This window comes from Pedobacter frigidisoli (assembly GCF_004331675.1).
Taxonomy (GTDB): domain Bacteria; phylum Bacteroidota; class Bacteroidia; order Sphingobacteriales; family Sphingobacteriaceae; genus Pedobacter; species Pedobacter frigidisoli.
In genome coordinates this window covers 216,320-226,803 of the sequence record NZ_SJSN01000005.1, presented here as the reverse complement: position 1 = coordinate 226,803, position 10,484 = coordinate 216,320, and the positions used below count along the sequence as shown (strand labels likewise).

General features: G+C 38.7%; 11 protein-coding genes. 5 read left to right on the top strand and 6 right to left on the bottom strand.

Annotated features, from left to right (window positions below; translation table 11 throughout):
- Positions 1 to 10: 10 nt before the first annotated feature.
- From EZ449_RS08125 to EZ449_RS08115, 3 genes are all read left to right on the top strand, one after another.
- Complete coding sequence (locus EZ449_RS08125) at positions 11 to 1,519, top strand: RagB/SusD family nutrient uptake outer membrane protein (RefSeq protein WP_205942964.1); 1,509 nt, start codon at positions 11 to 13, stop codon at positions 1,517 to 1,519.
- Between the two features lie 14 nt (positions 1,520 to 1,533).
- A complete protein-coding gene (locus EZ449_RS08120; RefSeq protein WP_131557506.1) occupies positions 1,534 to 2,937 on the top strand; it encodes a PKD domain-containing protein in 1,404 nt (467 codons plus the stop codon).
- A 65-nt stretch (positions 2,938 to 3,002) separates the two neighbouring features.
- Positions 3,003 to 3,881 (top strand): glycoside hydrolase family 16 protein, encoded by an 879-nt coding sequence (locus EZ449_RS08115; protein WP_225872265.1) that lies wholly within the window; start codon positions 3,003 to 3,005, stop codon positions 3,879 to 3,881.
- A gap of 578 nt (positions 3,882 to 4,459) precedes the next feature.
- Here EZ449_RS08115 and EZ449_RS22805 read toward each other — a convergent pair.
- The 6 genes from EZ449_RS22805 to EZ449_RS08085 form a co-directional block, all read right to left on the bottom strand.
- Positions 4,460 to 5,056 carry a hypothetical protein gene (locus EZ449_RS22805; RefSeq protein ID WP_205942963.1) on the bottom strand — a complete coding sequence of 199 codons (597 nt, stop codon included), beginning with the start codon at positions 5,054 to 5,056 and terminating at the stop codon, positions 4,460 to 4,462.
- Positions 5,057 to 5,166: 110 nt separating this feature from the next.
- Positions 5,167 to 5,559, bottom strand: coding sequence for a winged helix-turn-helix transcriptional regulator (locus EZ449_RS08105; protein WP_131557504.1), 393 nt, complete (start codon positions 5,557 to 5,559; stop codon positions 5,167 to 5,169).
- A gap of 281 nt (positions 5,560 to 5,840) precedes the next feature.
- Positions 5,841 to 6,401 carry an isochorismatase family protein gene (locus tag EZ449_RS08100; RefSeq protein WP_131557502.1) on the bottom strand — a complete coding sequence of 187 codons (561 nt, stop codon included), beginning with the start codon at positions 6,399 to 6,401 and terminating at the stop codon, positions 5,841 to 5,843.
- 4 nt (positions 6,402 to 6,405) lie between these two features.
- Entirely contained in the window at positions 6,406 to 7,665 is a 1,260-nt protein-coding gene (locus EZ449_RS08095; RefSeq protein WP_131557500.1) for an MFS transporter, read from the bottom strand.
- A gap of 17 nt (positions 7,666 to 7,682) precedes the next feature.
- Entirely contained in the window at positions 7,683 to 8,117 is a 435-nt protein-coding gene (locus EZ449_RS08090) for a MarR family transcriptional regulator (RefSeq protein WP_131557498.1), read from the bottom strand.
- A 117-nt stretch (positions 8,118 to 8,234) separates the two neighbouring features.
- A complete protein-coding gene (locus tag EZ449_RS08085; protein ID WP_131557489.1) occupies positions 8,235 to 8,444 on the bottom strand; it encodes a hypothetical protein in 210 nt (69 codons plus the stop codon).
- Positions 8,445 to 8,599: 155 nt separating this feature from the next.
- On the opposite strand from EZ449_RS08085, the gene EZ449_RS08080 reads away from it, so the two are divergent.
- Both EZ449_RS08080 and EZ449_RS08075 read left to right on the top strand, forming a co-directional pair.
- Entirely contained in the window at positions 8,600 to 9,475 is an 876-nt protein-coding gene (locus EZ449_RS08080; RefSeq protein ID WP_131557485.1) for an oxidoreductase, read from the top strand.
- A 183-nt stretch (positions 9,476 to 9,658) separates the two neighbouring features.
- Entirely contained in the window at positions 9,659 to 10,462 is an 804-nt protein-coding gene (locus EZ449_RS08075; protein ID WP_131557483.1) for a helix-turn-helix domain-containing protein, read from the top strand.
- The last annotated feature ends 22 nt before the right edge of the window (positions 10,463 to 10,484 follow it).

The following is a 10,484-nucleotide window of genomic DNA, read 5'->3' as shown; positions in this document are numbered from 1 at the left end:
AATACACAAAATGAAGATTAAACATATAAAATATTCAATTGCCATTTTGGTGATGATACAATTAACGGTTTCTTGTAAGAAAGACTTTTTGGAATTAACACCAAAGGGAACAGCAACAGAAGAAAACTTCTACCGCAACGAAACTGAGGTATATCAAGGCTTAATTGCCGTTTATGATGTAATGCAGTGGGGAACAACCGGCGGTTATACCATGAAGCAACCCTTAATGAGTGCGGCTTCTGATGACTGCTGGGCAGGTGGCGGTAATGCTTCCGATCAACCAGGTTGGGTAGCTTACGATAACTTCAATATGGATTCGAGATTAGGCCCGCAGGTTGGCTTATGGTCTAAGAATTTTACAGGAGTAAATCGTGCGAACATCATTTTAGAAAAAATAGATAAGGCAACAACTTTAAGCACAACCTTTAAAACGAGGGTTACGGCAGAAGCAAAATTCTTAAGGGCCTATTTTTATTTTGATTTGGTGCGTTTCTTCGGGAATGTTCCATTAATTATTAAAACGATTCCAACGGCAGATTTATATACGCAAACACAAGTGGCGCCAGCGGCGGTTTATGCTCAAATTGAAAAAGATTTGAGGGATTCTTATCCAAATTTGCCAGCAGTTGTAGCTAACGGAGAAAAAGGTAGAATCTCAAGAGGGGCTGCTAAAGCATTGCTAGGAAAGGTTTTGCTTTTCCAAAACGATAATGCAAAATTGAGCGAGGCAGCAACCTTATTTAACGATGTAAATAAAGTTGGCAATGAGTATGGTTATTCACTTTTGCCAAACTATGCCGATATTTTTAAACCTGATAATAAATTCAATGCAGAGGTAATTCTAGAAATTCCGCATTCTACATTAGCGGCTTGGGGCGATTGGGGCTGGGTTAACGGTGGCGAGGGAAATGTGGGAACACAATTTGTTGGAATGGATAGCTATAACGGCGATACCTATTCTGCAGGCTGGGGCTTTTGTCCGGTAACATTGAGCTTGGTTAACGTAATGAAAACCGATCCTCGTTTTGTAACCTCAATTATTGATGGAGCAGCATTAAAAACCGCTGGCGGAACCTACAATGCCCGCTACCAAAACACCGATTATTTTATCAAAAAATATGCGCCGCTGAAAGCTTACCGTTCTAACAGTGGTACGGCAGAATTAAATTGGCCAATTGATGAAATTGAAATGCGTTTAGCAGATACTTATTTAATGGAAGCTGAGGCATTGGTTAGATCAGGTGGCAGTGCTGCTCGAGCTTTAGAATTATTAACTGCTGTTCGTGCTAGGGTAGGTTTAACGCAGCTTCCAGCAACCTTGGATAATATTTATAACGAGCGCCGTTTGGAATTGGCTTTCGAAGGTCATCGTTTCTTTGACTTGGTACGTACCGGCAGAGCCGTTTCAGTTCTAGGTCCAGTGGGTTATAAAGCTGGAAAAAGCGAATATCTACCCGTTCCTCAACAAGAAATAGATTTAACCAAAGGGGTTATCAAACAAAATCCTGGCTATAATTAATTAGATATATCATCATGAAATTAAATTATATCATCAAACAATCGGCTGGGTTTTTTGCCCTGTTGATTTTGTTAAGCTTCACCGCTTGCAAAAAAGAAAATACCAATAAGGATTTAGGCGCCATGCCTACTGCCGATCAGGTAAAGTTTTCTGTTACACCAACTGCAACCAATGCCAATATAGTTACTTTGGTTAATCAGTCACCCGGTTTTAAGGCCTTGTGGGATTTTGGTAACGGTGCAACTGCCGATGGAAATACAGTAAACGCGGCCTATCCTCTGGCAGGAACCTACACGGTTAAACTAACCATTGTAACTGATGGCGGTTCAGTATCGAGCACAAAATCAGTGGTTATTGCGGCAACAAATCCGGCAATGTTAACCGATCCAGCTTTTACAACATTATCTGGAGGATTATCAAACGCAACTGGATTTACCTGGGTTATCGATCAAACACAGCCAGGACATTTAGGTGTAGGGCCAAGTACATCTCAAACCCCAGATTGGTATCAAGCCGGCCCGGATGAGAAAAACGGATTAGGTTTCTACGATGATGAGATGACTTTTAACATGAATGCATTGAAATATACCTATAAAAACAATGGTACAACTTTCGCAAATGCATCAAATGCCACCGCTATTGGCGGACCAGCAGGTTCAAGTGACCCAACGGTAAACTACACACCACCAACAAACTTGACTTGGTTAGTAACCGAATCGAATGGCGCAAAATACATCACCATTTCTGGAGGAGGATTTATCAGCTATTATTTGGGCGTTTCTCAATATCAAATTTTATCTCTTAATGATAACGAGATGTGGTTGCGCTGCCTTGATAAAGCAAATGCGGGTAATGCTTGGTACTTAAAGTTGATCAAAAAAGGCTATGTAAGGCCAATTGTTCAAAAGCCTTTGCAAGCTGCAAATTTAACCGATGATTTTCAGGCTACGGCAAACTTTACTTGGACTGCCGAGAATATCGACTTCACCAAACCTTACGATAATCCTGCGAAGTTCCCTGTAAATACTTCCACGAAGGTTGGTTATTATGAAAAAAGGACAGGTGGAGATGGCCAGTATGGCAATTTAAATGTTACGTTTCCTTATCGTTTCGATCTTTCTACAAAGAATAAAATCAGGTTAAAGGTTTTCTTTCCTAGTGGCAACGATTTTACAAAAGTGGCACCAACAGTTTCCGTAAAACTACAAAACTCGTTATTGGGCGGTAATGCCTATACCACGCAAGCAGAAATTGTTAAGCCAATTACTGCTTTGCAATATAATACCTGGATTCAGCTGGAATTTGATTATTCTGGCATCAGTGCACAAACGGTATTTGACAAGATCGTTGTTCAATTGGGTGGCGAAGGACATCCAAATCCTGGTATTTTTTACCTGGATGATTTTGAATTCAAATAGAAAAACTGAGTACCTCAATAGGGCTGTTCAATTAGGAAATTGCACAGCCCTTTAAAAATTTACAAATGAAAAGTTCAATGAATTATTTTACGAGAGCGGGTTTTGCTGCGGTTGCAATTACGGTAATCGCATTGAGCTCTTGCTCAAAAAAAACTGATGATGGGCCGATTTATGTTCCGCCTGTTGTGGGGCCACCGGTAGATAAAGGCTGGTCGTTCGAGAGCAGCCCAAATTGGGCTGATGAATTTACAAATACAGGAGCACCGCTTACTAGTAATTGGGATTACGATACCGGAGGAAGTGGTTGGGGTAATAATGAGCTAGAGTTTTACACCAACACCACTAACAATGCGAGTGTGGCAAACGGGCTTTTAACCATCACTGCGAAAAAAGAAAACATGGGGGGAATGGCATATACTTCATCTCGAATGGTTACTCGTAATAAGCTTGATGCCTTATACGGCCGGTTTGAGATAAAGGCAAAATTACCATTGGGCAAAGGAACCTGGCCTGCGATTTGGATGTTGCCTACTGATCGCTTTTATGGCGATTGGCCAAAGTCTGGAGAAATCGATATCATGGAACATGTTGGTTACGATCAGGATATGGTTCACTTTACCACGCATAGTGAAGCTTATTATTTCAAGATTAATACCCAAAAATCGAGCACTAAAAAAATTGATGGTGTTAGTACGGCTTTCCACTTATATAGGGTAGATTGGACACCTTTCGCTATTCGCGGATATTTTGACGATGTTAAGGTTTTTGAATTTGCCAATGAAGGAACGGGTTATAAAGCTTGGCCTTTCGATAAACGTTTCCACCTGTTACTTAATGTTGCAGTTGGCGGAGATTGGGGTGGGGCTCAAGGCGTAGACGATTCCATCTGGCCACAAAAAATGGAAGTAGATTATGTTCGATATTATAAAATGATCGAAAAATAGGATATGGTTAGTTTAATTGTTAAGTCGTTCCATTTGGAACGGCTTTTTTTATGACTTACGAAGTTTAAAAGGCTTTGTGGGAGGGAGAACTTCATTAGTCTAATGCTTGATTTTTTGACCACCTAAGACATTTAAGAACAATTAAGCTGGGGGTTGAATTTTGATATTGTAATTATGCCTTTGGAATTTGTCAGTCTGAGGGGTAATTTGTTAATGTAATTTTGCTTAAGGCGATCGTCCTGCTGAACTTGATTTACAAGAATATATTTTTTTTAATAGGCATTGTAGCTACTTCTTGGTCAGCATCTTTACTGCGTTTTTGTTTTGCATTAAGACCCCATTCGATAGCTATCAGTTCGAGCTGAGGATAACGACCGTTCTAATTTTCATTTCTTAGGTGCCTTTAGCTGTCTAAGGTGGTGGAAACTCTAAGAAAACTTAGCTTTCTAAGCTGGTGAAATACCCTCTAAAAAAGAACGGGGATAAATCATACCGACCTATCCCCGTCATCTAAATTAACGCTCTCATATATATAAACAACCAAAAAGGCGATTTATTATATCAAGCTGAAAATATTTTTATTTTTTTGCTGCAGGCTTCTTAGCTGCGGCTTTTGGTTTCTTTTCAACAGCAGGAGTTTCTTCCTTTATCTCAGCTTTTTTCTTTGCAGGCGCTTTAGCTTTTTTAACCCCTTCGGTTGCCTCAGCTTTCTTTTTAGCTGGCGCTTTAGCTTTCTTAGGTTCAGCAATAACTTCTTCGGTTACTTCAACTTTCTTTTTAGCTGGTGCCTTAGCTTTCTTAGGTTCAGCAATAACCTCTTCAGCTACAACCTCTTTTTTCTTGGCTGAAGCTTTAGCTTTTTTAACTTCTACAGTAGCCTCAATAATTGGTGCTTCCACAACAACTTCTTCTTTAACTTCTGCCGCTTTTGGTGTGGCTACTTGATTTAGGTAATTCGATAAAACCTGTCTTAAATATACCTCTGGTTTAGGCATATTGATAATTGTTCCACGTTCCTTATCTTGAGATTGTTTAATATAAGCTGATTTAATTTTGCCCCAATCCTTAGAGTAAAGTTTGATAAACATCTCTACAAATTGTTCGTCTGTATATTTTTTAGGCAACCTACCCAGCACTGCCTGAATTTTTTCTTCTTTTTTATGTAATACCGCCATTGATTTTATTTTGTACAAAGATAGCCGAAAATAATCATTATCAGTTTTTTGGTTTTAGGCGTTTAAAACCAACCACTTCAACCACGAATTCTCAGCTTTATTAGGGATAATTAAATCTCAACCTCTTCTAAAACAACTTCAGCTCTTCTATGTGCAACCAACCTTTCCCGGTGCTGAAATCCCCAATTTCTAAGTTCATCGAGCACTTTTTCTAACGAGCCACTATATTCTGTTAGCTCATAGGTTACCGTAACTGGCGTTGTAGAAAATACCTTACGAATCACGAATTCGTTAAGCTCCAAATCTTTCAGTTCTTTCGATAAAATTTTGGGTGTAATCTCGCCCAGCGATTTTTGAATCTCGTTAAAGCGTTTTGGACCATCTTGCAGCGAAAGGATCAGCGGCAATTTCCACTTTCCATTTAACACATAAAGCGCATCTTTTACTGCATTCAAACTTGCACTGCAACTTTCTTTCGTATGGTTTTCTCTTCTAAATGCCATATACAAAGGTAATCGCTTTCTAAAACGATAGCGCTATCTTTTAGGAAAGTAGTATCGTTTTGATAGTGATTGTGACAATAGAATTAGTTTTAGACTATTTTGGGCGTTAACCCAATCCCGAAGAAACCTGTGCAACAAGCAAGCATACCATTAAAATTTAAAATGCCAATGCTTAAATCGGGATTGGGGTCGGGCTTTTCAGGGCTTCGCTTCGCTACGGTACCAATATAGAATTGGTACTGAACCCTTACAATCCCTAACGCGAAAAGCCCCTCAAATTTTTAGTACAAGCTTCCTAGCTTTTCTATAATTTCTTCAGTGGCTCCAACTTCACCAATTCTGGGGAATATTCTCTTCAAGCTATGCTCATGTGCATCGGCAAATAAATAGCTCATTGCATCTTCAGCAAAAGTGATGTTGTATCCGAGTTCGTTTGCACTTCTGGCTGTGCCCTCAACACCAATACTGGTAGATATCCCTGCCAAAACAATTCCGGTAATATTTCTACTTTTTAATTCTACCTCTAAATCAGCGTTTGTAAAAGCATTCCATGTTCTTTTGGTGATGTAAGTATCATCAGCCATGGTTTTAATTTGTGGTACAATTTTTAACCATTCTGCTGTTGGTTCAAAAGCACCTATTTTTGCATCTTTACGCAATTTATTAGGTGTAGGATTAACATTTACAACCACAATTGGCAATTGTGCTTTTCTAAATGCTGCAACTAATTTTGCTGCGTTATCTAAAATATTTTTAACCGGATGCACCACTGGAAGATTTACAATTCCATTCTGCAAATCAATTAAAACCAACGCTGTATTTTTGTCTAATGCTGTAATCATATCTTTATATTTTCTCAAGTACGAGTTCACTAACGGGTTTAACTGCTTTCGTATTTTTAATTTCGCCTTTGTATAATCTTCTGTACGATAAACAACCAATAAGTACAGCAATTGCGCCTTGGAATAACACCGTGTTCTGCGTTCCGATGTGTTGAGAAATACTGCCAATCAACAAGCCGCCCAAGGGCTGCATGCCGAAGAAAGCCATGGCATAAAAACTTATAACCCTACCACGCATGTTCGGGTCTACCGTGGTTTGTATCAGCGTATTGCTAATGGTAATCTGCGACATCATTCCGAAACCTGAAATGGCAGCAAAAATTAATGCTACGGGGTAAAAAGTGGTGTGGGAGAACAAAGCTAAGCCTGCCCCAAAAATTAAGGTATTTATGGCCAAAATTTTCCTTAGGTTTTTACCTGGCTTTAATGATGCTAAAAATATCGCCCCCGAAAAGGCACCCAGCCCAATTACACTATCGATTACACCAAATGTTGATGCCGTTCCCTTGAAAATATCTTTCGCGTAAACCGGAATCAAAGTGCTGAAAGGCAGAACAAATAAACTAATCATCGCCAGCATAATTAGAACATACGCAATAGATGGTGTATCCTTAATGTAGGCGAAACCCTCTTTCAGTTCGCCCACAATATTTTTGGTGTGTGGTTTTGAAATGTATTTGGGCAGCTTCATCATTAATAGGGAACCGATTACAGCAATAAAACTAACAGCATTTAAGCCAAAACAAACATCATCGCCAAGTTTTTCCAAGGCTAAACCTGCCAATCCTGGTCCAATCAATCTCGAAAGGTTTACCATTGATGAATTTAACGCCAAAGCGTTCGGTAAATCCTCCTTGTTCTCTACCATTTCATAAACCAGAGATTGCCTTGCCGGAACATCAAAAGCATTTATTAAACCTAAGAATGCGCTCAGAGCAATAATCTGCCACATTTCATAGTGCTTCGAAAAGATTAAAACCGTCATCAAAATCGCCTGTACCATCGATGCGATTTGGGTAACCAGTAAGAGTTTATACCGGTCATACCTATCGGATGCGACTCCGCCAATAAACGAGAAAATGAACGATGGAAATAAACTGGCAAAGAGCGTTAGCCCAAGCATGAAGTTAGAATGTGTTTGCTCGTAAACTACCCAGCTTGCGGCTGTTTTTTGCATCCATGTTCCAATTAAGGATATGGATTGGCCGCCAAAGTAAAGGCGGTAATTGCGACTTTTAAATGCATTAAATGTACTGATGTTCATAATTCAAGGCCATCTGATTAGAAATTAACCAGTTTCGTTAAAGGACCTATAGCTTCTTTTAAAATTAATTGTTCTTGTGCTGTGCAAACTTCTGCAATGGCTTTACTCAACCATTCATCGCGTTCGTGCCTTACCCTTTCCAACATTTCTTTTCCTGTTATTGAAAGCGAAACATGAATTTTTCGTTTATCTGTTTCTGATGCTGTTTTGGAAATTAAATTTAAATTGGCAAGATGATTTAATAATTGCCCCATAGATTGAGGTGTTATTTTCTCCAATACAGCAAGTTCTGCGGAGAGCAAATAATCATGCTGTTCCAGCAAAACCAAGATAGAACGTTCTGTTTGAGACAAAACCGTATTTGATGGAGATAACTTTCGCATTTTGCGATTCAACCTAGTTAAAACGGGGCGAAGTGCTGAAGCAATAGAATAGCTGTTTTCTTTACTCATATTTGTAAGTAAAACTTATAAGTTTACCTTACAAATATAATGCAAATTGGATTTAATTTTTAAAAAATAAATTAATTGACAATTAAAAGATTTTTCACAATTGAAAAGGGTTGGAGATTATTTCTTCCAACCCTTTTTCATTTTCTTGTAGGCCTTTTTACTAATCTTCGATTTCTTTTTGGATCGCGATTTTCCTTTTTTCTTTCGGGCGTTGATGTTGTTTACTAGCGAATTTTTAACGCCTAACTTATTTTTCTTAAGTCCTTTTTTCTTTTCTTTCTTTTTGCCACCTTTTTTCTTGGCTGCTTTCTTCTTTTCCTTTGCCATTGCTTAATTATTATGAATGATAAAATCATAACATTAAATAATTGATAAAGGTTCGATAAAAATAGAGGTGAGCTTTTTAACAAAATAATTTGAGCCTATCAACAAAACGTAAATTTTATAACTGGCTTACCTTTGATTAAATAAAAAATAAGAATATGGAAAAAATTTGGGTTATAACAGGTAGTTCTCGCGGGTTGGGAAGAAGCCTTACGGAAGCAGTTTTGGCAAAAGGTGATAAAGTGGCGGCCACGGCCAGGAATACAAACGCCTTAAAAGATTTTATAGAAAAATATAAGGAGCAAATCTTGCCCATTACCCTCGATGTAACCGATTACGACCAGGTGCATTTAGCAGTTGAAACAGCAGTTGAGCATTTTGGTAGAATTGATGTGTTGGTAAATAATGCAGGTTTTGGAATCGTTGGCGCTGCCGAAGCTTTTACTGATGAGCAGGTCCGCAGTCAGCTGGAAACCAATTTGTACGCACCAATTGAAATTACTAGAGCTGTTTTGCCCTATATGCGCAAAGAGAAATCAGGGCGAATTCTACAAATATCCTCAATTGGTGGGAGAGTAGGGAATGCTGGAGTAAGTATTTATCAGGCAGCGAAATTTGGTTTAAGCGGCTTTAGCGAAGTATTAGCGAAAGAAGTAGCTGATTTAGGTATTTTAGTTACCAGCATAGAACCAGGTGGTTTTCGTACCGATTGGGCGGGCGATTCTATGACGTATGCCCCAAAAATTGACGGCTACGAATTGGTGGATAAAAGAAGTGATTTCTTCCAAAGCATGGACTTTATTCCAACCGGTGACCCCGAAAAAGCTGCGAAAGTAATGCTCGATTTAGTTGACCATCCACAACCACCAGTTCACTTGGTTTTAGGTAGCGAAGCTATTGGGATGTTAAAACATGCCGATACTGCACGAACCGAAGAAATGGAAAAATGGATGGACGTAAGTTTATCAACAGATCACGATGAGGCTACTAATTTTTTAGATACCGATTTGGGTAAATCTTTTACGAAGAGGTAAAATATAGCTTATTGCCATGTTTTTTTGTTGCCATTAGCAGCGATTTTTGCAAGCTAAACCCGATTGTATGAAGGCCATTTTTCTTGGCCGTAGGTAAAGCGGGACTCACATTAAAATTTGTACTGCAAGTGCTTTCCAAATCATAAATTTTGATGTAAATAATATTTTATAAATTTGATTACGATGCCAAATCAACTTAAACGCCCGAATATTCTTTATTCCTGTTACTCGCAAAAAAGTAGTGAGGGTGAGCAATTTATACCTGATCATGTTTTTGGCTATATGATTTCTGGGACATCTGAAAACTACATTGGCGACGAGAAATATGTTTTTAAGGAGGGCGATTTTAGGTTGTTTAGGAGAAATCAACTAACGAAGTACACCAAATATCCACCACCGGGAGGTATTTATAAATCGATATCGATTGTGCTGGATCAGGAAACGTTAAGAAAGGTTAGCGAGGAGTATGGATTAACGGCAAAAGTAAATTCGCAAACCGCCAAAGCGATGTTGTTGGAGCCCAATAAGCTCTTTCAAAATTATATGGAATCGATAAGGCCATATTTGGAAGATACCAATGAATTTAATAAGCTTTTAACTAATTTAAAGGTTAGGGAGGCGATTATGATCCTATTGGAAACAAACCCAGCGCTGAAGGATATCCTCTTTGATTTTTCTGAGCCAGGTAAGATCGATTTGGAAGCCTACATGAATAAACATTATAAGTTTAATGTAGACCTTAAACGTTTTGCCTATTTAACAGGCAGGAGCTTGGCTACATTTAAACGCGATTTCGATAAGGTTTTCGGTCTCTCGCCAAATAAATGGTTGCAAAAGAAGCGTTTAGCTGATGCCCACTACTTGATTAAGGAAAAAGGCTGGAGATCATCGGATGTTTATATGGAGGTAGGCTTTAAGGATTTTTCGCATTTCTCTTTCGCTTTCAAAAAGGCTTATGGAATTGCTCCATCGAAATTAATTGCTTAAAAAAAAGCAACACCATTTTTGG

What these genes read in the sequence shown, in the direction of transcription:
- EZ449_RS08125 (WP_205942964.1), top strand. Translation starts at nt 11, where the DNA reads ATGAAGATTAAACATATAAAATATTCAATTGCCATTTTGGTGATGATA.
- EZ449_RS08120 (WP_131557506.1), top strand. Translation starts at nt 1,534, where the DNA reads ATGAAATTAAATTATATCATCAAACAATCGGCTGGGTTTTTTGCCCTG.
- EZ449_RS08115 (WP_225872265.1), top strand. Translation starts at nt 3,003, where the DNA reads ATGAAAAGTTCAATGAATTATTTTACGAGAGCGGGTTTTGCTGCGGTT.
- EZ449_RS22805 (WP_205942963.1), bottom strand. Translation starts at nt 5,056, where the DNA reads ATGGCGGTATTACATAAAAAAGAAGAAAAAATTCAGGCAGTGCTGGGT.
- EZ449_RS08105 (WP_131557504.1), bottom strand. Translation starts at nt 5,559, where the DNA reads ATGGCATTTAGAAGAGAAAACCATACGAAAGAAAGTTGCAGTGCAAGT.
- EZ449_RS08100 (WP_131557502.1), bottom strand. Translation starts at nt 6,401, where the DNA reads ATGATTACAGCATTAGACAAAAATACAGCGTTGGTTTTAATTGATTTG.
- EZ449_RS08095 (WP_131557500.1), bottom strand. Translation starts at nt 7,665, where the DNA reads ATGAACATCAGTACATTTAATGCATTTAAAAGTCGCAATTACCGCCTT.
- EZ449_RS08090 (WP_131557498.1), bottom strand. Translation starts at nt 8,117, where the DNA reads ATGAGTAAAGAAAACAGCTATTCTATTGCTTCAGCACTTCGCCCCGTT.
- EZ449_RS08085 (WP_131557489.1), bottom strand. Translation starts at nt 8,444, where the DNA reads ATGGCAAAGGAAAAGAAGAAAGCAGCCAAGAAAAAAGGTGGCAAAAAG.
- EZ449_RS08080 (WP_131557485.1), top strand. Translation starts at nt 8,600, where the DNA reads ATGGAAAAAATTTGGGTTATAACAGGTAGTTCTCGCGGGTTGGGAAGA.
- EZ449_RS08075 (WP_131557483.1), top strand. Translation starts at nt 9,659, where the DNA reads ATGCCAAATCAACTTAAACGCCCGAATATTCTTTATTCCTGTTACTCG.